Raw genomic sequence first — 21386 nt, 5'->3', positions numbered from 1 at the left:
TTAGAGATACCCCAGATCTGAGAGTCTGTCTTCAACCGCTGCATCGTCGGTTGCACGGATTTGATCGCCTTCGTACGCTGGATACGCAGCTTCCGTCTCTCCATCGATAACCGGCAGGGTCGTCCCGTCCATCTCGGTGTCAACTGGCACGTCGAACAGCGTACAGATCGTTGGGGCGACGTCGAACAGCGTTGCGCCCTCGATGGTGGCCGTCTCGTCGAACGCATTCCCTGCGGCCGCGACGACACCGGTCTGCTTGTGATTCCACGACTCCATCGGTTCGCCGAACTGTTCGACGCCGACATCGGCAACGATCGCATTATCAAACGCGGCAGGGACTGTCAGAATGTCGGGTCCGTTGTCGATCTGTGCGCCGTCGAAGTACGCTTCTCGCGGTTCGACGGCTTCGAACATGGGCTCACCGCCAGGCGTTCGGACGGCTGACAGCTGCTCGATGAGCTCCGATCGGACCGTCTCGTACTCGGATTCGGGAACTTGGCCGTTTGGCTCCCGTCCCTCGAGGTTGATCCGGACGCCCAGTTCGCTTTTCGAACGGATGTACGCCTTCGATTCCGGAAAGTCGACTTGCTCGCTGGCTGCCCGAATCATGTCGTTTGGCACGCGACTCCCGATCGGCTCTTTCAGGCCAACCGTCTCGAGAGCGCTTGCAACCCGCTGGGTCGTGACTCCGAACGTCGCGGCCACGTTCATCACCCGCTCGAGGACGCTTTCGTCGTGTTTGCCGGCGTCTTCGCCCTCGAGGAGATCGTTTTCCCACGATTTCGACCAGGTCGGCATCCCCTCGCCACCGCTTTTGGTCTCGAGGTAGCCCCGTTCTCGGAGGAACTCGTTGACCCGAAACTCCGTTCCGGTCACTTTCCCCATCCCGTGATCGCTGACGATCAGAATGTTGTCTGGATCGGTCGCCTCGATGGTTTCCGCCAACTGCCGGTCAACCGAACGGTAGACGGCTTCAATTGCCTCCTTGTCCCCTGGCCGTTCGTGGAACACGGTGTCGGTTTGCTGGAACTGCAGAAAGCCAAAGCCGGGATCGACTCGTCGACACAGGTACCGGAACGCCTCCCCGCGGCGGTCGATCGTCTGTTCGTAGCCCTCGATCGATCGATCAGGTGCGTCGGTGCTCTGTGGGTAGACGTGATACTCCCCACGGGCCATCTTGACGTCCTCGAGGATCCCGTCGGGGTGACAGGCTGGATCTTCCGGCGCGGTCATGCCGGGAATCAGGGCGCCATCGAACTCCCGCGGTGGATGGGTGACAGGGACGTTGACAACGACACTCGAGATTCCGTGTTCGCTCAACAACTCCCAGACTGGCCGTTCTCGAACGTGGGTCGAGTTGACGACATCCCAGTCGTAGCCGTCGAACGAGAGGAAATCAAAGACGCCGTGTTTTCCCGGGTTCTTTCCGGTGTACATCGACGGCCAGGCGCTTGCCGTCCACGGCGGGATCTGTGACTCGAGGCCGCCGCTCGTTCCGGTCTCGAACAGCCGCTGGAGCGTTGGAATCTCGTCCGCCTCGAACAGTGGCTCGAGAATCGAACGGCAGCCAGCATCGAGCCCGACAACGAGGAGGCGAAGGTCAGTTTCGTCGGTCGAATCTCTCATACTGAACTCCCACACCCTACCTTGATTTTGTTATCCGACTGTTTTCTCTTGTAGGCGAAGGCTGCAGTCATGACATCAAATCGTGTCAGTAACCGAATCTGGTGTGTAAGCAATCCCTGTTCGTAATCGCGACGTTAGTATCGTCTCAATCACTATAGGTCGTGTTCGTCTATGTCCGGCTATGGTGGGTTTTCCGACAGGTGCAACCAGTTCTGCAGGGGACCGTCAGTCAAAACGAACACTCGATCGACAGCGGTGCCGGCTCCTGATCGAGGATATACTGACGGTCAGCCACTCGCAACAACACAGATGATTAGCGAACATCCATCGCTTTCTATCCGGTCGCTATCCGGGCCACAGCCGTCTAATATCAGGTCGGTTCTCGAGCGTTTTTCGACCGATATTTCGCTGTATGGCTCCGGAAAGACCGCGTTGTATGATGGTCTTTCCGGGCTTGTTGACGCCGGTGAGAACGTGCTTGTTCCCGCCTACCTCCCAGATGCAGTCGCCGAGCCGTTTTTTGATCTCGGGCTTGCAGTCCGATACTATCGTCTCGAAGCGAACCTCGCGCCGAATCTGGCTGACATCGAACGACGGCTCGATGACGACACGGCCGCGATTATGTCGGTCAACTACTTCGGGTTTCCACAGCCCGGTCTTGGGGAATTTATGTCCCTTGTCGACGAATACGACTGCTACCATATCGACGACAACGCTCACGCGCCGATCAGTGTCGACAACGGAACACTGCTTGGAACTCGAGGCCATCTTGGAGTGACCAGTCTCTGGAAACTGTTGCCGATTCCCGATGGTGCGGTCCTCTACTGCAACGATGCTGTCGTTGCCGAGCACCTCGCCCCGTCATCGTTCGCTGGTGTTCGCGAGCAGTTTGGCGCTGATGACTGTCGATTCCTCCTCAAATCGGCCGTTGCTGGACTGTTGAACATGAGCCTCACTGTCAGTCGGTCAGTTGACACGCTCATTGACGATCGAGGGATGTCGCCTTCCGTTCCGGATCCGAGTGTCCGGTACGAGGAGGGGAAAGCCCCGATGTCGAAACTCTCGGCGTACGTCATCAACGGTGCAGATCCCGTCGCGATCCGAAACGCTCGTCGCGAGAACTACCGTGCGTGGCAACGCATCTTCGACTCCCATGACGACGTCGATGTCCTCTATGACTCGCTTCCTGCGGGAATCTGTCCACAGGTCTTCCCGCTCCGAACGAGTATTCCACAACGGGTACTCGAGGACCTCGAATGCTGTGGTGTCGATGGTGCTCACACCTGGCCGCGACTCTCGAGTACCGTCTTCGAGAACCCCGAGTACGACCGTGCGACGACGTTGTCTCGAGAAATTCTCGTTCTTCCAGTCCACCAGCATATCGATCCCTCGATGATCGAGGCCGTCGGCGATCGCTTGCCCCGGTGACAGCCTACTCAGTGCTCACCATCGTCTCCAGTTTCGACCGAACGTCGTCATCGAGCGTGTACGTCCGCTCGGCAGGTCGATCAAGGATGCCTTCGGTCCGTAACTCCGACAGAAGCCCCTGGACCGCAACCGTCGACCGAGCGACCTCCTCGGCGATGGCCGCAGACTCGAGGGCGCCGTCTCGAGCCAGCACGGCGAGTGCGTTCCGTGCCGTCGCCACCGTACACTGTGACTGTTCGGCCGCGCGCTCGAGTCGGTCGTCGATCCACTCGCCTTCGAACCACTCCTCGTGAACTGTCGAAGTCGTGATCGGTGATCGGTCCTCGGTGTCCATCTCTGACGTTTCACTGGCCGACATGTAACCGAAATCGAGTCCGTCACCGCCGGCCTGAATAATCGCCGACTCCGATTCCGTCGCCGACTCCGATGCTGCTTCAGTCGCTGCCTCTTGGGCCGTCTCGAAATTCGCCACCCGTTCCCGGAGCTGCTCGTTTTCCTCGCGCAGCCGCTCCATCGCGTCCGTTCGCGACGCGAGTTTCGCTTCCAGCGTCTCGATCCGCTCGTCTCTGTCTGCGAGCTCGGCCTCGAGTTCGTCTCGCTCGGCTTCCAACTCGAGAATTTCGTCGTGAAGCCGACGCTGCTCGTCTTCTGGCAGCTGTGTCTGGACGGTGTTCGGCCCCATGAGTGCGTCCGCCATCTGCTTGGCTGCACTCGAGACGTCACGTGCCGACTCGAGGTCGGCTTCGAGCGTTTCGATGCGTTTTTCCTTTTTTTCGAGTTCGTTCTCGAGTTCGAGGATGCGATCTTCTTCGCGCTGCTTTCGCTCTGAGATGTCTTGGAGATCGCCAACGAGCGTGTCGGAGACGGACTTCAGTTCGGGCCGCTCGAAGTCATCGAGCCCGGGTGTCGCACCCGCGTCGAACGTCCGCTTGCGACGGAACTGGACCTTGCGAACGTCGACTTCGGTCCAGTCGGTCTGGACGAACGCCTGTCCGTCGTTGAGCTCCGAGACGAGTTCTGCGTACTCGGTGTCGATGATTCGACCGACGACTTTGGTGTCGTTGTCCCAGGTTAGCCGATGCCAGACAAGCCAGTTCGCCTGCGTGATGAAATCCTTCTTGACGTCGGCTGGTCGCTGGCTGATGCCGAGGATACCGAGGCCGTGTTTGCGCCCGCGCTTGCTAATCTTGATCAGCAGGTTCCCCGTCTCGCCGACGCCACCACCTTCCGGAATGTACTCGTGGACCTCCTCGACGACCAGCAGGAAGGGCTTTTTCAGCTTCTTTTCTTTGATGAATAGCTGACGGGCGATTTTTCGCAGGAGTTCGTCCGCAACGTCCGAGTCGAGATAGCCCGAGACGTCGAGGATCACTGGAACGTTCTCCTCGAGTGCCAGCGACGCCATCTGTTCGGCGTGTTCCGGTCCGATCTGGATGTCACACTCCTCATCGGCTCCGGCGTGTAACATTTCGTACTCTTCTTTGAGCCCGTAGTATTCGCCGTCGGTGTCGACGATCAACAGCGGGAAGCCGGCCTCGAGTAACTCCTCGGCGATGACTGACGCCGTGTTCGACTTTCCGGAACCCGATTTTCCGGTGACGAATCCACGGCCGGTTAGCAGTTCCACGACCGGCAGATGCAACTCCTCTCTGTCAGCCGTCTCGCCAACAAGAATCTCACGTTGGTCGCTCACCGCCACATCACCGCCGACACCTGCGACGCGTTCATATATCTTATACTCCGAACACTGACCCTTGAATATTGGCCTCGCGAGGTTGTTCCATGCGTGTAATCTATGAGGGATGTTCGCTCGGCTGTTCCTCACCAAACAGTCTACACTTTGTACACGGTGTAAGATGCCGACACTGTCTGGACATCACTAACTGTTCGTCGTTGCCTATCCGACTGCCACGCTACACTGTGTAGACATTTTAGACTGTGTACACTGTCTTACAAACACTTACAGTCGGCTACGACGACACTTGGTCTCGAGTTGGGACCGATCGTGACTGGATTCCAGACTACGAACTGTCCGAACGCTCTCTACAGTTTGCACGGCCTACACTTTGTAAACAGTCTACAATTTGTACACCGTGTGAGATTTCCACACCTCCTCGATCGAACTGTTCAACACAGAACTGCGTTGTATGTACTCAGAGACGGCTTAGACACTATTCCCCAAAACAAAGTTTACACGGTGTAGTTCAATCCCATAAGCCCACGGTGTGGACTGTGTAAAATGTGTAGACGGTCTTCCGCTACTGTTAAGTCCGATTACTTGAATGATAGGCGTGTTACCCGCCACAGCAGACTGAGCCGCTTTCAACCGAACATCGTACAATGTTTCCACCGTATACACGCTGTTCGCCGCTTGCACATCGGAGCCGGTCTGAACAGTTAGGTGATTGCTCGAGATCGCTGCTGTCCGAACGGTTTACGCGCTCCAGACTGTCCACACATTCCACACGGTGTACACCGTGCAGACGGCTCTTCCGTCCGATACCGTTCGGTCCATACCTGTCTCGGCGGTATTCAGTCGAACAGTGTACACGGTCTACACTGTGTCGACCGTCTCGAGTCCAGGCACGGTGTTCAATCTCCGGACGGGCGTCACCGTCAAAGCGGTTGCTGTGGCGACTGCGGTGTTCTTACAAATGACAACACAGACCCCACGCGCCGTCAGCGTCGCCCTGCAGAAAGGCGGCGTCGGCAAAACGACCCTCGCGATCAATCTCGCGGAACGACTCGCCAACCGAGACAACGACGTCCTGCTCGTCGACTTAGATCAGCAGGGCAACGCCACCGAAGGTGTCGGTCTGAGTGAGGCCTACACGAGCGACGTCCACCTCGGCGACGTCTTGGAAGACGGCTCGGAGACGACCCTCGAGGACGTGATCCGCTCGACCGACGCCTTCGACGTGTTGCCGGCCCACGAGGACTTAGATAGCGTCGAGAACAGCATTCGGAGTGCGACATTCGGTGAGCTGTGGATCAGAAACGAAATCGTCGACCCAGTGTTGGGCGACGAGTACGACTACGTCGTCGTCGACTCGCCACCGAACCTCGGCCCGCTCGCTGATGCCTCTCTGATTTCGACCCAGAACGTCATCGTCCCGTTGCGGATGAGCGAACCCAGTGTCAGCGGCTTCGAGCGTATGTACACCCAGCAGATCGGCCCAATTCGCAAGGAGATCGATCTTGACATTCTCGCGATCGTACCGAACTCGCTCGCTGGCGACAACGAAGAAAAGCGCATCATCGGCGACCTGGAAGACTCCCAGTTCGGTGAGTTCCTCCCGTCGTTTGCGCAGTCGGACCACTTCGATGATCCTGATTCGCCCGGCCCCGGCCTCCGCGAGCGGATCGCGTTCAAACGGGCGTGGCGCGAGGGCGTGCCGCTCGCGGCGTACGACCCGGACAACGACATGCTTGAGCGACTCGACGAACTGGCAGCGATCGTCGAGCGTGGAGGTGTCGCCGATGCCTGAGGATAATCGGTTTGCTGGGCTCAGTGAGGCTGTCGATGAGGACGACTCAGACGATTCCGCTGACGAATCGACAAGCGACGCCGAATCGGCCGATGGCGACTCGAGTGCAACGACGGTCGAATACGATTCAACCGCCGACGAGACGGTGACCGACACCGAGTCGTCCGACGACGGCTCCGACGTCGAGTCGGCCGACGCCGACGACCCCACCGCGTTTCCGTTCGACGCGACGGAGAAGAAGACGGTGTACGTCCGTCCCGAGACGATCGAGGAGTTAGAAGACGCGCGGGCGCTGGTCGACGCCCAGTTGCGAACCAGCCACGACGTTCGCGATCTGACCGGTCGAGAGTTTTACGACGCGGTCTTCCGGCTCGCGGCTGACGACACTGACGGCTTGATCGAGGAGCTGCTCGAGGCCCGCGACGAATAACCCGGTTGCGTTACTCGTCGTCGCTGCTGTCGGTTTCGCGACTACGTTCGACCGTCTGCTCGCGGATCGTCATCCCCTTGCGACCGAGATGCTGGAGCTGTTTTCGGGCAAAGTCCTCCTCGCGTGTGCCGTAGGTCGCGAGCACGTACACGAGCGCGCCACCGGCTGGCCGCATCGTTCGGCCGGCTCGCTGGGTTCCCTGCCGTCGCGAGCCCCCCAGTCCTGAGGCGATAATCGCGAGGTCGGCCGTCGGCAGGTCGATTCCCTCGTCGCCGACGCGGGAGATGACTAGCAGATCGCGCTCGTTTCGTCGGAACTCCTCGAGCAGCCGGCGTCGCTCGTGGTGGGGCGTCTCGCCGCTAAGAAACGGCACGTCGAGTGCGGCTGCGAGGTCGCGGCCCTGCTCGAGATAGTCGACGAAGACGATCGCTTTCGAGTCGGGGTGGGCCGAGAGCAGATATCGGACGTCGTCGATCTTTCCGCGGTTTTTCGCGGCGATGCGGTACTTTTCGCGACCATCGGCTGAGACGTAGGCGTTTCGTTGCTCGTCGTCACCCCACGGAACGTAGCGGATCTCGAGTTCCGGTTCGGCGACGAAGCCGGCCTCGAACAGCGCCTCCCAGTCGGTGCCGATCGGTGGGCCGACGAGCGTGAAGATCTCGGTCTGGCGGTCGTCCTCCCGGATCGGGCTGGCAGAGAGGCCGAGTCGATGACGAGACTGCAGGTGCGTGCTCCGCCGATACACGTCCGAGGGGACGTGCTGGCACTCGTCGAAGACGACCAGTCCCCACTCGCGGTCGTCGAACAGCGATCGATGGCGATCCATCCCGGCGATCTGGTAGGTCGCGATCGTGACCGGGCGGACCTCCTTTCGGCCACCGTGGTACTGCCCGATCTGGTGGGGATCGAGGGAGGTGTGCTCTGCAATCGACTCGGCCCACTGGCGCGCGAGATCCCGACTCGGGACCAGGACGAGCGTTTCCCCGCCGACGTGGGCCATCGCACCCATCGCCGCGACCGTCTTCCCACTGCCCGGCGGCCCGACAAAGACACCCTCACCAGCCTCGGCGAATCGGTTGACCCACGTTTGCTGGTAGTCCCGAAGTCGTACGTCGAGTTCGATCGAGAGCGCCTCCCCGGCCTCGAGATCCCGGTGGTCTTGGACCGGATAGCCCGCTTCGTAGAGGATGCGCTTGATCGCCGCTTCTGCGCCCTCACGCACCCAGTCTTCGGTCTCAGAGATCGGCGCGTGGACGTGTTCCTCGTCGAGTTTCTGCCGGGCGACGTTGCCCATCACTTCGGGTGTCTTGGCCTCGAGCACCGTGTAGCCGTCTTCGTGGGTCGCCAGCCGGAACTGATGAGCGCGGTCCCACTGGCTTTCGACCCACTCCTCGAGCGCGTCGGATCGCTGGCCCAGCGCCTGTCGCATCGTCCGGGTGAGTGCTGTAAAGCTGTCGTGAGGGGCCTGCCAGATGTCCTCCGGACGGACGACGTATCGGTAGCCGTCGTCCCCGTTACCGTCTGCAAGGTGGGCGAACTGGGAGAGCTGTGCCCGCGTGAACTGATCTGGCCGGTCGACAATAATTTCACGTCGCTTCGGAAAGACGACTACGCGTTCTCGGTCGGTCAGATCCTCGAGTTCGCTCGGGTACCAGACAACGGGATCCGTCTCGACGGAGAGTCGCTCGACGTCGCCGTGGTCTGCGAGCGCCTCAAGCGCTTCGCTGGCCGCTTCGTGGGGTATCTCGAGCGTTTGCGCAACGGATGCCGCGGTGAGAACGGGCCGTCCCGCCTGCTGGCACGCGTCGTGGAACGATGCGAGCGTCAGTTGCTGTTTGCCCTCAGCATCACTTGTCGTCTCGCCGTTGGCTGTCACGCCGGGCTGTTGATCGTCACCAGATGCATCCGGGGAACGTTCGTCGGTCACTGGCTGGTCTAACCGTGGGGTGGGTAAACCGATTTCGTTCACCTCGAGTGGGGGTCCGAACACACGACGATGTGTCGCTCGTCTCGAGGCTGGTCTGTCGGTCGGCTATCCAGCCAAGGTCGAGTACCGATGTACCGTCCAAAGTATACGATAGAAGAATAATCAGGGTTTAGTAATACATTTGGTTGATTCTGTCTGTCAGTCATAGAACGACTTTGAGGGACACCGTAACGTCGTAACAGTGCACATATACCCAATAGCTATCTGATTCATCACTCTGACTTTCTGTCGTTACAACCGTTTCTAAACCCGATTGGGACGTGCCTCCGAAAGATCAATTGTAGTACCAATCAGAAAAAGAGGTATATAGAAGCGAATACACAAACCGATAGCTGATCAGCCACGTGCCACCCGAAGTGCTTTTTATAGGTGATACAGTTATTATGACCATGGCCAATCAGGATCACGAACCGGAATCTGACCGTTCGTGTGGATGTAAAATCGGACGGGTTGCGGACAGATATGAACTGTCGACGCTCGACGACGACCTCGCTGCATACTGGACCGGTGAGGCTGCTGAACAGTACAGTACCCGTGAACTCGCAACGTATCTCAATCAGCGCATTCTCGAGGCGGCACTCGAGGAGGCAGCGATCACTGTCAAAGAAGGCGAAGTCGAAAACACGTACCGGCTACTCACGGATGACGACGTCAGTAGCGGAACACAGGTGCAGACCCGTACTGAACTCGAACGCGATGGTGTCCCAATCGAGGAGGTCGAGTCGGATTTCGTCTCCCACCAGACGGTCTACAATCATCTGACGGATTGTCTCGACGTGTCACTCGAGACGCCAAGTGACGAGGAGCGACTCGAGCGAAGCACTGAGAAACTTGGCGCACTCCAGAATCGAACCGCCGCCGTCACGGCAGACACCGTTGCCCAACTCAAACGAAACGGAATCCTCGACATCGGAGAGTACAACGTGACCGTCTCGATCACGGTGACGTGTGAGGAGTGTTTTCAGGAGTACACCATCAGGGACCTCCTCGACGAGCGCGCCTGTGACTGTATATAACAGCCACTGAACGTCACTGCACACCAGATCGAATGATGGCTATGCGATCTGCGTGGACATCGGTTCAGGTGTTACTGTAGCACACCGAACCCGCAGTCGGTTGGGGACTGACTTATAAACCATCTGGTATTCTGCCTCCGGAACTGGAGTGGTAATACCTATCTGTCAGTAGCTGAAACAACGGGATATGGAACATCAGTTGGACTCAAAGAAACGAGACGTCCCAGAGGAGGCAACGCTCGAGGTGAACAACATCGGTGGTATCGACGAAACGACGGTGTCGTTTCGGCAGGGTGTCACCGTTCTCTCCGGGCGAAATGCAACGAACCGAACCTCGCTGTTACAGGCGATTATGGCTGCACTCGGCAGCAATCAGGTCAGCCTGAAAGCCGACGCCGCAGAAGGGAGTGCAACGCTCGAATTCGGAGACGAGACCTACCGACGGACACTCGAGCGTCGAAACGGGACCATTGTCACCGACGGTGAGCCATACCTCGAGGACCCGGAACTCGCCGATCTGTTCGCGTTTCTGCTCGAATCCAACGAGGCGCGACAGGCCGTCGCTCGTGGCGATGATCTCCGCGAACTGATCATGCGGCCGGTCGATACCGCCGCCATCCAATCGGAGATCGAACAACACGAGCAGCGAAAGCGCGACCTCGACGACCAGCTTGCAGAACTCGACGACCTCGAGGGACGCCTCCCCGACCTCGAGGCAAAGCGGACACGCGTAACTGACGAAATCGAGACACTGGAAGCAGAACTCGAGGCGGCACAGGAGAAACTCGAGGAAACGAACGTCGACGTCGAAGAGCGCCGAGAGGAACGGTCCGAACTCGAGGCAAAACTCGATGACGTGCGTGAGACGCGGTCGGAAATCGAACACACTCGCGATCGGATCGAGACCGAACGGGCCAGCATCGAGGCGCTCGAAGAAGAGCGAGACGGGGTCGAGGACAAACTCGAGTCACTCTCGACGGGTGACGAGACGGAAATCAGCCGGCTCGAGGCGGAAATCGAGACACTTCAGGCCGACAAAGCTGACCTCTCCGAAGAGATCTCTCAGCTACAGAGCACCATTCAGTTCAACGAACAACTCCTCGAGGAGCCGGATTCGTTTCTCGCAGAGACGACCGAAACTGACGACGGTCCCCTGACGGATCAGTTGCTCGATGAGTCCGAGACAGTCACGTGCTGGACCTGTGGCTCGTCAGTTGCTCGAGACCAGATCGAAACGACGATCGAACAGCTCCGAACCGCACGCCAGGAACGACTCGAGAAGCGATCCGAAATCAGCGCCGATCTCAACGATCGGCGAGAGACACTCTCCAGCATCAACGAAAACCGCACTGCGTATCAACAGACCCAGCGGCGACTCGAGTCGATTGACAGCGAGATCGACCGTCGAAGCGATCGAATCGAAGCGTTGACCGAAGAGCGTGAGACACTCGCCGACGAAATCGATGCGCTCGAGGCCGAGATCGAAGACCTCGAGACCGAGGAGTACAGCGGCGTTCTCGACCAGCACAAGGAAGTCAACCAACTCGAGTTCGAACTCGAGCGCAAAGAGCGCACGCGTGAGGAGATCGAAGCCGAAATCGCAGAAATCGAGGCCCGTCTCGACGACCGTGAGGGACTCAAGGCCCGCCGAGAGGACGTTACTGATGAACTGACGACGCTTCGCACCCGAATCGATCAGATCGAGGCCAATGCGGTCGAGGCGTTCAACGAGCACATGGAAAACCTCCTCGAGACACTCCAGTATGAGAATCTCGATCGGATCTGGATCGATCGGACTACTCGCGAGGTCCGTGAGGGACGCCGGAAAGTCTCGAAATCGTCGTTCGATCTCAAAATCGTTCGAAGCACCGACGACGGTGCGGCCTACGAAGATACGATCGACCACCTGAGTGAGAGCGAACGGGAAGTGACTGGGCTCGTATTCGCGCTGGCCGGATACCTCGTTCACGACGTCTACGAAACGGTCCCTGTCATGCTTCTGGACTCGCTCGAGGCGATCGATGCTGAACGAATTGCAACGCTCGTCGAGTACTTCGAGTCGTACGTTCCGTATCTCGTCGTGGCGTTGTTAGAAGAGGACGCACAGGCAGTCGAAGGCGGCCACGGTGTGATTACGGATATCTAATCACCGGTGGTCCTCACGCCCGTACTGCGGAGGCGAATCCGGGCCGGATTGAATTGAACGTACAGTCGATGTATGAGGGACTAGCAATGGATTGATCTGACGTTCAGCCCTGACAACTGATTACACGAGTATGCTTGTAATCGCAGGCCGATACTCGTCAATCACGGTTCCCAGTGACGTCATGCTAACTGACTGGCTTCCTACCGATCAGACAGCCGTCGTTCGATCGGCCGTCCGGGACCGGATTGGCTGAAACATCTTCCGGTTCCTTCGGAAGTTTGTTCGGACATGTTCCGCTGGAGCGGCCGCAGAACCATTGTGGATACGAACCGCCAGTTGCGGCCTGCTGTCGAAGCGATTATCATCACATTCGACGATCAGTTCTATACCAGTGCATTTGTCCCTGAATAAGAGGATGTTACTACAATATAATCACCTAAAGGGAATTCGACTCTCCCGGAACGGTCGACAGCCGACAGTACTATGTTAACATACCACAACTTCGACCAAAGCTATTATTTCTGAACTCTTTTACCGTCTCTCTTCCTGTTCCAGTGTATAGTTCCCGAAAGAATCTCACAAATGTTTATGTCACTTTCAGACTCTTCTCGAAAGGCTATCCGGACAAGCCGAAAGTTTTCTGTAGCCTTCGAACGTAGGTCTGTCTATGACTAGGACACCCAATCGGTCGGTCGAACGGGCCTTCAGGCTCGTCGATGAGCTCGCAGAAAACGGCGGCGGTGGAGTCTCGGAACTCGCTGACCGGCTCGATATGCCCGTCAGTACCGTTCACGACTACCTGCAAGCACTCGTCGCGACGGGATACGTGACCATGGAAAACAAAGAGTATCAGACGACGACGCGATTTCTCGAGGTTGGCCACCGGCATCGACACCGGCTAGAGGTTTTCAAAGCGGTCCGTGACGAACTCGAGGACGTCGCCGAAGAGACCGGTGAACACGCAACCCTCCTTATCGAGGAAGACGACCAGGCAGTGATCCTCGCGGTTCAGGAAGGACCCGACGCAGTCAATCTCTTTGCGTATCCTGGTGCTCGGATGCCGCTCCATGCCACTGCTCCGGGAAAGGCGATGCTCGCGCACATGCCCGCTGAGCGAGTCGATGAGATCATCGATCGACATGGTCTCGTTGCAGTGACGTCACAGACCATCACTGATTCCGATGTCCTGTTCGAGCAACTCGAGTCGATTCGCCAAGCGGGGTATGCGGTCGACGAAGGCGAACGCATCGCAGGAATGGTCTGTATCGCAGCGCCGATACTCGACAAGAGCGATCAGGTCCGTGGATCGATCTGTGTCTGTGGGCCACAGAGTCGGATCAACGAGACGCGCCGCAACGAAATTGCAGATGTCGTCAAGCGAGCAGCAAACGTGACGCAGGTGAATCTGGACTACGTGTAGCCGACCGAACCGGATCTGGTTCGAGACTGACCGTGCAGTCGGTTACGAGTCTGACACCGGAGCCAGCGCTTCGATCGTCCCCTCGGCTAGCTCGTCGGCAGCCTGTTCTGGAATCGTCACCAGCGGCCGATCGATCGCAGTCTCGGCGGTTAGCTCGTAGAGCTGTTCGCGTGCAGCGTCTGGCGTCCCGGCGACACCAAGGTCGTGTACCATCTCGTCCGTCACGAGCCCGGTTGCTTCCCCCCTGTCGCCCGCTTGCCACGCCTCGGCGATGCGTTCTGCTCGGTCAGGGAACTGGGTTGCGACCGCGTTCTGGTAACCTTCGCCACTGCCGACGTAGTAGGCGATATGGCCACGAACGGCGTCGTAGGCTTCAGACTCGTCATCGCTCACCGCCGCTGGAACGTATGGTGCGATCGTAATCTCGTCCGGATCACGATCGGACTCACGAGCCGTTCGCTCGACGACCTCGAAGGCGCTCTCGAGTTCGGAAAACGGGATGTTGTGGGGCATCCAGCCGTCACAGAGTCGCCCGACGACGCGTCGGTTGGCCGGGCCGAGCGCCGCGTGATAGACTGGAACGTCGGCGTTTACTGGCGGGACCCCGGTGACGCTGAGCAGTTCGCCGTCGTAGTCGACTCGCTCGTCGTCTCGCAGGATTTTCGTAATGATCTCGATCGTCTCGTGAGAGCGACGAACTGGCTGTTCGAACGTCATCCCGTGGATGTTTTCGACAGCCGTCGGCGTACTCGTTCCGACGCCGAACGACGCGCGGCCATCCGACACCTGATCGAGCGTCGCCGCTGTCATCGCGAGCACAGCCGGTGTCCGTGAAAAGACGTTCACGATGGCCGTCCCGATCTCGACCTTGTCGGTCAGCGCCGCGATTTCGGCGAGCTTGACGACGGAGCTCGTCCCCCAGAGCTCCCCCATCCAGACGGAGTCATACCCCTGTTGTTCCGCATCGATCGCGAGATCGGTCGGGTCGTGTGCGCCAGTTCGTGGGATCACCAGGCCAAGATGCATACCACCACGTTTGAGATTTATCGTGATAAATCATTCTTCGGATGTAATCCCCTGAGTCTGTCGCGTATCGTTACTATCGGCCGACGAACTCGGGGTCGCCATCGCCGAAGAACGCTTCGAGCCCGATTTCGTAATCTTCAGTCTTGGATGCGTCGGCGATTGCATCGGCTTCCACGGCCAACTGCCCCTCGAGGCCGCGCTCGTAGCTATCAGTCAACAGCTGCGTTGCCGTCCCGAGCGCATGCGTTGGGCCGGCTGCTAACTCCGAGGCGATTGCCTCGAGTCGCTCGTCGAACTCGTCGGCGGGTGCGACCTCTGTTGCAAGCCCCATTTCGACGGCTTCGTCGGGGGCGATCGCTTCATCACGGAGGACGATCTCTTTGGCCGTTCGAAGCCCGACCAGTCGTGGCAAGAAGAAGGTCGCACCGCCATCGCCCGTCAGTCCGATGCCAGGATAGGCGAATTTCAGCGTTGCATCCTCACCGAGGACGACGAGATCCGGCATCAGTGCGAGGCTGAAACCGATCCCGGCGGCGACACCGTTGATCCCGCCGACGACAGGTGTCTTCGCTCGGTGGAACTGGGTAATCGCCTCGTGGGCGCGACCGGCCAGTTCTCGAAGGTGGGGTGCGTCGGAGCCGTCGCCCGAGAGCTGCGAAAGATCAGCACCGGAGCCGAAGAAGGTCCCCTCGTGGGTCAACACGATACACCGCGTTTCTGGATCGTCCCCGAGTGTCGTGGCAACCGAAACCAGTTCGTTCGCCATCTCGAGAGTGAGTGCGTTTCGGCCAGCCGTGCTCGCTAACGTCACCGTCGCGACGCCGTCGTCGTGGTCGACAGAGAGGTTTTCGTACGAAGCCATGCCAGTCGGTTTCTCGCAAGAGCTGTTAACGATACTGATCCCTGGGTTCGCTCACAGCGGCCACAAAAACGGACGAGATCGGAGCGCTGATCAGTCGACGTACTCGGTCAGATCGAGCGGCTCCGCCCGGAAGAGATCCGGATGCATCTCGGTGACGTCGTCTGCGATCGCTGGCGTGCACTCGAGTTGATCGAGGACATCCGCCTCGAGGTCGATACCGGGTGCAACTTCGACGAGCGTGAGCCCGTCCTCACGAAGGTCGAAGACGGCGCGTTCAGTGACGTAGCGAACCGGTTGGTCGATCTCGCGGGCGTACTCCCCGCTGAAGGTGATCTGTTCGACGGAGTCGATGAACTTCGGCTGGTCGCCCTCCCGTTCAATCGTGAGTTCGCCGTCGCCGACGTCGAGTTCGAGGCCGTTGGTCGTCAGCGTCCCGCAGAAGACGACCGTTTCGGCGTTCTGGGTGATGTTGATGAAGCCACCACAGCCGGGCAGTTGCGAGCCGAATCGGCTCACGTTGATGTTGCCGGCTGGGTCGGCCTGGGCCATCCCGAGGAAGCCGAAGTCGAGGCCGCCGCCGTCGTAGAAGTCGAACTGCTGAGTGGAGGCGACGAGTGCCTCGTGGCCCGTCGCGGTTCCGAAGCTGATCCCGCCCGAGGCGGAGCCACCGACGGGGCCGGATTCGACGGTCTGGGTAATCTCGTCGTCGATGCCACCTTCCGCTGCGACGGCCGGGATGAGTTCGGGGACGCCGACGCCGAGGTTGATGACGGCATCACTCGAAAGCTCCATTGCGGCCCGGCGGGCGATGATCTTTCGTGCCGACAGAGGTGCATCATCCGGCGAGTCGCTTGCGGGCGGTTTGATCTCGCCGCTGTAGGCTGGGTTGTACGGCTCGGCGTACGTCTGTGGGTGGTGTGAGGCTGGTGCTTCGACGACAGCGTCGACGAGGACGCCCGGAACGGCAACCGATCGCGGATCGAGTGTGCCCGTCTCGGTGGTGCGCTCGACTTGGGCGATCACGGTGCCACCGGAGTTGTGGGCTGCCTGTGCCATCGTCAGCACGTTCGACTCGAGGGCCTCCCGTTCCATCGTGATGTTGCCGTTCTCGTCGGCGGTCGTTCCCCGGATAATCGCGACGTCGATGGGGACCGAGCGGTAGAACAGATACTCCTCGCCGTCGAGCGTGACGACGTCGATGAGATCTTCGGTCGTGATGTCGTTTGCCTTCGCGCCGTCCTGGCGTGGATCGACGAAGGTTCCGAGTCCGACGTTCGTGATCGTGCCGGGCTTGCCCGCAGCCGTATCCCGAAGCATGTGATCCATCGCGCCGAACGGGAGGTTGTACGCCTCAACGTCCTCGTCGACGATCCGTTCCATCAGATCCGGCGTAAAGCCCCAGTGGCTGGCAATCGTCCGCTTGATCATCCCGTCTTGGACGAGATGAGAGATGCCGTTCCCCTGTCGGTCGCCTTCCGCTGCCGGATGATACAGCGTGAGATCACCGGGCGCGCCAGTCTCCGCGTAGCGTTCGCCGAGTGCCTCGAGCAGATACTCCGGAATGCCGACGGCCACGAAGCCCCCGATTCCGACGGTGTCGCCGTCGTCGATACGATCGACTGCCGCCTCTCGTGACTGGATGCGTGTCATACGTATCACTCTCCGTGCGAGCGCCCATTTCTATGTATCTATTTGTCGATGGATCGCACCCTTTAGTAGGCCACTCTCGAATACCGTGGTATGGAGCTTACGCACGAACAGCAGCTTATCCAGGACACGGTACAGGATTTCGTCGAAAACGAGGTCGGCGCCGACGTCCACGACGCCGATGAGAACCAGAAATTCCCGGAAGACGTCTGGGATGGACTCTCGGAACTGGACTTTACAGGGATGACGGTGCCCGAGGAGTACGGCGGCCTCGACGTCGACGAACTCACCTACAGCATCATCAACGAGGAACTCGCCTACGGCCATCTCGCCGTCGCGACGGCGCTCTCGGTGCACTGTCTCGCGACGTCGTGTATCCGTCAGTTCGGCTCCGAAGCCCACAAAGAGGAGTGGCTCCCAGAGATGGCCCGTGGCCGTCCCGTCGGTGCGTTTGCGCTTTCGGAACCCCACGCTGGCTCAAATCCCGCCGAGATGTCGACCGAAGCCCGACTCGACGGAGATGAGTACGTCATCAACGGCAAGAAACAGTGGATCACCAACGGCGAGCGCGCGGGCGTCGTCATCCTCTTTGCCAAAACTGACCGTGACGACCCCGACACCGTCACGCAGTTCCTCGTGCCGAAAGACGTCGAGGGCCTCGAGGTCGGCAAAAAAGAGGACAAACTCGGCCTTCGAGCGAGCGACACGACGACGCTCATCTTCGACGACGTCCGCATTCCTGCCGAAAATCGCCTGACTGAGGTCGGGCGCGGGCTCAAATCCGCGTTCTCGATTCTGACTGGCGGCCGCGTGGCGATCGCGAGCCAGGCAGTCGGCGTCGCACAGGCCGCCCTCGACGACTCGGTTGAGTACGCCAACGAGCGCGAGCAGTTCGGCGAGCCGATCATCGAACATCAGGCGATCAGCCAGAAACTCGCCGATATGCAGACCGACGTGCAGGCGGCCCGTCTGCTGACCCGTGATGCCGCGCGCAAGAACGAGGACGGCGTCGCAGCGAAGGCTGCGGCGATGGCCAAATACTTCGCCAGCGAGGCAGCAGTCGACGTCGCAAACGAAGCGGTCCAGATTCACGGCGGCTACGGCTACACGAAAGACTTCGACGTCGAGCGCTACTACCGCGACGCCAAGATCACGACGATCTACGAAGGAACCTCTGAGATTCAGAAAAAGATCATCGCCCGCCACCTCAAACAGTAGAGCGGACGGGATGTCCACTTCGAATCGCTCGAGCCGACGTTATTCGTACTCGTAGAATCCTGAACCCGTCTTTTTGCCGAGTTCGCCCGCTTCGACTTTTCGCTTGAGGAGGTAGGCTGGTTTGTACCGATCGCCGAGTTCCTCGTGAAGCGTTTCGGTGGCGTGCAGACAGATATCGAGGCCGATGTGATCGGCGAGCGTCAGCGGCCCCATCGGCACGTTCGTCCCGAGTTCCATCCCCGCGTCGATGTCTTCTTTCGTCGCAACGCCTTCGTCGAATGCGCGAATGCCCTCGTTGATCCAGGGCATGAGAATGCGGTTCGTGACGAATCCGGGCTTGTCGTCCGACTCCCAGGTCGTCTTCCCGAGGTCTTCAGCGAACTCGTGGGCGACGTCGACGAGTTCAGGATCGGTCTGCTCGCCGACGACGATCTCGACACCTGGCATCACCGGCACGGGGTTCATAAAGTGAAGTCCGACGACCGACTCCGGTCGCTCCGTCGCACTGGCGATCGACGTGATCGAGAGCGTGCTCGTGTTCGTCGCGAGTACGGCGTCATCGGCTGCGATCTCGTCGAGGTCGCCGAAGATGTCGCGTTTGACGTCGAGATCCTCGAGCGCTGCTTCGACGATGAGGTCACAGTCTGCGAGGTCCTCAAGGTCCGTTGTGCCGGTGATCCGGTCGCGAACGTCTGCGGCCTCGTCTTCCGTGAGCGTCTCGTTCGAAATGAGTCGGCCGAGACTGTCATCGATCGTTTCGAACCCGTTCTCGACGAACTCCTGTTCGATGTCCCGCATCACGACGTCGTAGCCGTGTGTGGCGGCAACCTGTGCGATACCACTGCCCATCGTCCCCGCGCCGATAACGCCGACGCGGTCGATTGTCTCTACGTCCATCACCAGTGTCTGTTCCGACTATACCTATAAGTGTGCCGACTCGATAGATCTCGGCTGTCGGGAGTCGTTCGATACACATATAGTCCCGTCTGCTCAACAGTAGCGTGGTAGCTAATGTCGAAGGCATTCGTCGCCGGAACAGGGATGACTGCGTTCGGAACGTTCCCCGAGCGGACAGGGCGAGACATGTTTGCGGAAGCTGGGCTTGCAGCACTCGACGACGCTGGAGTTGGGCCCGAGGACATCGACGAGGTGTTTTACGGCAATTTCGTCGGTACACTCGCTGAAAACCAGGGCCACCAGGGACCGCTCGCCGCTGAGGCGCTGGGGACGACCGCGCCCTCCAGACGGGTCGAAAGTGCGTGTGCCTCAAGTGGGATCGCGATCCGAGACGCCGTTCGTGCGGTCCGAACCGGCGAGGCAGACGTCGTCGTCGCTGGTGGGATGGAACGGATGAGCAACATGGGAACCGCCGGGGCGACCGACGGGTTGGCTCGTGCGGCCGACGACCTTTTCGAGATCCGATCCGGCGTCACGTTCCCCGCAGCGTACGCGCTGATGGCACGAGCGTACTTCGACGAGTTCGGCGGCGGTCCCGAGGATCTCGCCCATATCGCCGTCAAGAACCACGACAACGCCCTCGTCAACGATCACGCACACCTCCAAGAGGAGGTCACCGTCGACGACGTCCTCGAGTCACCAGAAATTGCGGCCCCACTCACGCTGTACGATGCCTGTCCGATCAGTGACGGGGCAGCCGCACTCGTCTTACTGTCGCCATCCTACGCCGAGGAACACGGCCTCGACAGCGGCGTTGCGATCACGGGCTCGGGCCACGGTGGCGATACGATGGCTCTACAGGATCGCCAGTCGCTTGCGACGGCTCCAGCAACACGCGACGCAGCCGAAGAAGCCTACGATGATGCTGGCATCGATCCCGACGACGTCGGGCTTGTCGAGGTTCACGACTGCTTTACGATCGCCGAGGTGCTCGCTCTCGAGGGGCTCGGGCTCTACAGCTACGGAGAAGCTATTGGGTCGGCTCGACGCGGCGAGACGCGACGTGATGGCGATCTCCCAGTGAATCTCTCCGGTGGACTCAAAGCGAAGGGGCATCCAGTCGGTGCAACCGGCGCAGCGCAGGTCGCAGCCGTCAGAAACCTCCTCACTGGCACCCATCCACGAGCCGACGCTGTCGATGACGACGTCACCGTTGGCCTCGCACACAACGCGGGTGGGACGGTTGCCAGTGCAGCTGTGCATGTTCTGGAGGTGACACGATGACGGACACACAAGATGGTAGCTACGACGCATTCCTCGATGCACTCGAGGCCGGTGATGGCTACTACTACGAGTGCTCGAACGGCCACGCGCTGGTGCCACCACGGCGTGTCTGTCCACACTGCGGTGACCGCGAACTCGAACGAGTCACGCTGCCCGAAACAGGTGAACTCGTCACGCACACGACTGTTGCCGTTCCGACGCCGCAGTTCGAAGACGATGCACCGTACGTTACGGCGATCGCGACGTTCGGGTCAGTCAAACTGACTGGAATCCTCCAGAACGTCGACCCAAGCGACGTCGAAATCGGCCAGGAAGTCACTGTCGCCGTCGAATCGGCCGAAACGACGGACGAGCGGACGATTACGTTCCACCCGCACGACTAACCGATGTCACACACAACCCCAATTACTGTCGACTGGGGTGATACCGACGCCGGTGGACTCATCTACTACCCGCGATTCTTCCATTTCGTGATCGTGGGGCTGAACGACTACTTCAGTCCGGCCACTGACGGCGAGCATCCGATGGAAGCGTACCGAAAGGAGGGATATCTCTTGCCCGCAGTCGAGGCGTCGGCGTCGTTTCACGCACCGCTTCGTGCCGGAGACACGGCATTGCTCGAGACGACTGTCGTCGACAGCGGCACTGCCTCGCTGACGGTTTCGTTCGACATCAGCCGACCATCGACTGACGAACACGTCGCCGGCGGCGAGGTATCGTTCGTCTTCGTTGATGAGACGTTCGAGGCGACACCGCTACCGGATGAGATACACGCGTGTATTCACGAGCGCGGTGACGTGATCGACTGAGACGGGACGCGTCGGTGACACCGGTTCCGTCGTGATTTTCGTGCTGATCGGGTATCGTGACCAGTACTCCAGACAGCGCTAGGAAAAGGCGCCACCAGCGTG

General features: G+C 59.6%; 17 protein-coding genes. 10 read left to right on the top strand and 7 right to left on the bottom strand.

What is annotated here, in order from left to right; genetic code table 11:
* The gene (locus DV706_RS19645; protein WP_006067306.1) at nt 1-1626 is read right to left on the bottom strand and encodes an alkaline phosphatase family protein; all 1626 of its coding nucleotides are present in this window, start codon (nt 1624-1626) and stop codon (nt 1-3) included.
* 309 nt (nt 1627-1935) lie between these two features.
* Between DV706_RS19645 and DV706_RS19640 the strand changes: the two genes are divergently transcribed.
* A complete protein-coding gene (locus DV706_RS19640; RefSeq protein WP_049889938.1) occupies nt 1936-3054 on the top strand; it encodes a DegT/DnrJ/EryC1/StrS family aminotransferase in 1119 nt (372 codons plus the stop codon).
* Nucleotides 3055-3058: 4 nt separating this feature from the next.
* Here the strand turns inward: DV706_RS19640 and DV706_RS19635 are convergent, their stop codons facing one another.
* Nucleotides 3059-4747, bottom strand: a complete 1689-nt coding sequence (locus DV706_RS19635; protein ID WP_049889940.1) for an ATP-binding protein — start codon at nt 4745-4747, stop codon at nt 3059-3061.
* Nucleotides 4748-5708: 961 nt separating this feature from the next.
* On the opposite strand from DV706_RS19635, the gene DV706_RS19630 reads away from it, so the two are divergent.
* Together DV706_RS19630 and DV706_RS19625 are read left to right on the top strand one after the other, a co-directional pair.
* A complete protein-coding gene (locus DV706_RS19630) occupies nt 5709-6542 on the top strand; it encodes a ParA family protein (RefSeq protein WP_049889954.1) in 834 nt (277 codons plus the stop codon).
* Nucleotides 6535-6972, top strand: coding sequence for a hypothetical protein (locus DV706_RS19625; protein WP_006067310.1), 438 nt, complete (start codon nt 6535-6537; stop codon nt 6970-6972). The genes DV706_RS19630 and DV706_RS19625 overlap by 8 nt, the downstream gene beginning before the upstream one ends.
* 10 nt (nt 6973-6982) lie before the next feature.
* Here the strand turns inward: DV706_RS19625 and DV706_RS19620 are convergent, their stop codons facing one another.
* Nucleotides 6983-8899, bottom strand: a complete 1917-nt coding sequence (locus tag DV706_RS19620; protein WP_049889941.1) for a DEAD/DEAH box helicase — start codon at nt 8897-8899, stop codon at nt 6983-6985.
* A gap of 449 nt (nt 8900-9348) precedes the next feature.
* Here DV706_RS19620 and rdfA point away from each other — a divergent pair, with 449 nt between their 5' ends.
* From rdfA to DV706_RS19605, 3 genes are all read left to right on the top strand, one after another.
* The gene (gene rdfA, locus DV706_RS19615; protein WP_006067312.1) at nt 9349-9975 is read left to right on the top strand and encodes a rod-determining factor RdfA; all 627 of its coding nucleotides are present in this window, start codon (nt 9349-9351) and stop codon (nt 9973-9975) included.
* 187 nt (nt 9976-10162) lie between these two features.
* Complete coding sequence (locus tag DV706_RS19610; RefSeq protein ID WP_006067313.1) at nt 10163-12121, top strand: archaea-specific SMC-related protein; 1959 nt, start codon at nt 10163-10165, stop codon at nt 12119-12121.
* 667 nt (nt 12122-12788) lie between these two features.
* Nucleotides 12789-13541, top strand: a complete 753-nt coding sequence (locus DV706_RS19605) for an IclR family transcriptional regulator (RefSeq protein ID WP_006067314.1) — start codon at nt 12789-12791, stop codon at nt 13539-13541.
* 42 nt (nt 13542-13583) lie between these two features.
* Here DV706_RS19605 and DV706_RS19600 read toward each other — a convergent pair whose 3' ends face one another.
* The 3 genes from DV706_RS19600 to DV706_RS19590 all read right to left on the bottom strand — a co-directional run bounded on the left by DV706_RS19600 (nt 13584) and on the right by DV706_RS19590 (nt 17079).
* Nucleotides 13584-14567, bottom strand: coding sequence for an LLM class flavin-dependent oxidoreductase (locus DV706_RS19600; RefSeq protein ID WP_006067315.1), 984 nt, complete (start codon nt 14565-14567; stop codon nt 13584-13586).
* Between the two features lie 73 nt (nt 14568-14640).
* Nucleotides 14641-15429 carry an enoyl-CoA hydratase/isomerase family protein gene (locus DV706_RS19595; RefSeq protein WP_006067316.1) on the bottom strand — a complete coding sequence of 263 codons (789 nt, stop codon included), beginning with the start codon at nt 15427-15429 and terminating at the stop codon, nt 14641-14643.
* A 90-nt stretch (nt 15430-15519) separates the two neighbouring features.
* Nucleotides 15520-17079, bottom strand: a complete 1560-nt coding sequence (locus DV706_RS19590) for an acyl CoA:acetate/3-ketoacid CoA transferase (protein ID WP_006067317.1) — start codon at nt 17077-17079, stop codon at nt 15520-15522.
* Between the two features lie 90 nt (nt 17080-17169).
* Between DV706_RS19590 and DV706_RS19585 the strand changes: the two genes are divergently transcribed.
* Nucleotides 17170-18294: an acyl-CoA dehydrogenase family protein gene (locus DV706_RS19585; protein ID WP_006067318.1), complete on the top strand. Its 1125-nt coding sequence runs from the start codon at nt 17170-17172 to the stop codon at nt 18292-18294.
* A gap of 39 nt (nt 18295-18333) precedes the next feature.
* Here the strand turns inward: DV706_RS19585 and DV706_RS19580 are convergent, their stop codons facing one another.
* Nucleotides 18334-19191, bottom strand: coding sequence for a 3-hydroxyacyl-CoA dehydrogenase family protein (locus DV706_RS19580; protein WP_006067319.1), 858 nt, complete (start codon nt 19189-19191; stop codon nt 18334-18336).
* A 114-nt stretch (nt 19192-19305) separates the two neighbouring features.
* On the opposite strand from DV706_RS19580, the gene DV706_RS19575 reads away from it, so the two are divergent.
* From DV706_RS19575 to DV706_RS19565, 3 genes are read left to right on the top strand one after another with little or no spacing between them, the layout of a single operon-like run.
* Nucleotides 19306-20475 carry a thiolase C-terminal domain-containing protein gene (locus tag DV706_RS19575; protein WP_006067320.1) on the top strand — a complete coding sequence of 390 codons (1170 nt, stop codon included), beginning with the start codon at nt 19306-19308 and terminating at the stop codon, nt 20473-20475.
* Nucleotides 20472-20858 carry a Zn-ribbon domain-containing OB-fold protein gene (locus DV706_RS19570; protein ID WP_006067321.1) on the top strand — a complete coding sequence of 129 codons (387 nt, stop codon included), beginning with the start codon at nt 20472-20474 and terminating at the stop codon, nt 20856-20858. The genes DV706_RS19575 and DV706_RS19570 overlap by 4 nt, the downstream gene beginning before the upstream one ends.
* A gap of 3 nt (nt 20859-20861) precedes the next feature.
* Nucleotides 20862-21284 carry an acyl-CoA thioesterase gene (locus DV706_RS19565; RefSeq protein ID WP_006067322.1) on the top strand — a complete coding sequence of 141 codons (423 nt, stop codon included), beginning with the start codon at nt 20862-20864 and terminating at the stop codon, nt 21282-21284.
* The last annotated feature ends 102 nt before the right edge of the window (nt 21285-21386 follow it).

Origin of the sequence: Natronorubrum bangense (assembly GCF_004799645.1) — an archaeon.
Taxonomy (GTDB): domain Archaea; phylum Halobacteriota; class Halobacteria; order Halobacteriales; family Natrialbaceae; genus Natronorubrum; species Natronorubrum bangense.
The sequence above is the reverse complement of the archived record's forward strand: the minus strand, read 5'-3'. Positions and strand labels throughout refer to the sequence as shown.

Bases quoted from the DNA above. Each gene is read 5' to 3' on its own strand.
- DV706_RS19640 (WP_049889938.1), top strand. From the start codon at position 1,936: ATGATTAGCGAACATCCATCGCTTTCTATCCGGTCGCTATCCGGGCCA.
- DV706_RS19610 (WP_006067313.1), top strand. From the start codon at position 10,163: ATGGAACATCAGTTGGACTCAAAGAAACGAGACGTCCCAGAGGAGGCA.
- DV706_RS19625 (WP_006067310.1), top strand. From the start codon at position 6,535: ATGCCTGAGGATAATCGGTTTGCTGGGCTCAGTGAGGCTGTCGATGAG.
- DV706_RS19600 (WP_006067315.1), bottom strand. From the start codon at position 14,567: ATGCATCTTGGCCTGGTGATCCCACGAACTGGCGCACACGACCCGACC.
- DV706_RS19565 (WP_006067322.1), top strand. From the start codon at position 20,862: ATGTCACACACAACCCCAATTACTGTCGACTGGGGTGATACCGACGCC.
- DV706_RS19570 (WP_006067321.1), top strand. From the start codon at position 20,472: ATGACGGACACACAAGATGGTAGCTACGACGCATTCCTCGATGCACTC.
- DV706_RS19630 (WP_049889954.1), top strand. From the start codon at position 5,709: ATGACAACACAGACCCCACGCGCCGTCAGCGTCGCCCTGCAGAAAGGC.
- DV706_RS19580 (WP_006067319.1), bottom strand. From the start codon at position 19,191: ATGGACGTAGAGACAATCGACCGCGTCGGCGTTATCGGCGCGGGGACG.
- rdfA (WP_006067312.1), top strand. From the start codon at position 9,349: ATGGCCAATCAGGATCACGAACCGGAATCTGACCGTTCGTGTGGATGT.
- DV706_RS19645 (WP_006067306.1), bottom strand. From the start codon at position 1,626: ATGAGAGATTCGACCGACGAAACTGACCTTCGCCTCCTCGTTGTCGGG.
- DV706_RS19575 (WP_006067320.1), top strand. From the start codon at position 19,306: ATGTCGAAGGCATTCGTCGCCGGAACAGGGATGACTGCGTTCGGAACG.
- DV706_RS19590 (WP_006067317.1), bottom strand. From the start codon at position 17,079: ATGACACGCATCCAGTCACGAGAGGCGGCAGTCGATCGTATCGACGAC.
- DV706_RS19605 (WP_006067314.1), top strand. From the start codon at position 12,789: ATGACTAGGACACCCAATCGGTCGGTCGAACGGGCCTTCAGGCTCGTC.
- DV706_RS19585 (WP_006067318.1), top strand. From the start codon at position 17,170: ATGGAGCTTACGCACGAACAGCAGCTTATCCAGGACACGGTACAGGAT.
- DV706_RS19595 (WP_006067316.1), bottom strand. From the start codon at position 15,429: ATGGCTTCGTACGAAAACCTCTCTGTCGACCACGACGACGGCGTCGCG.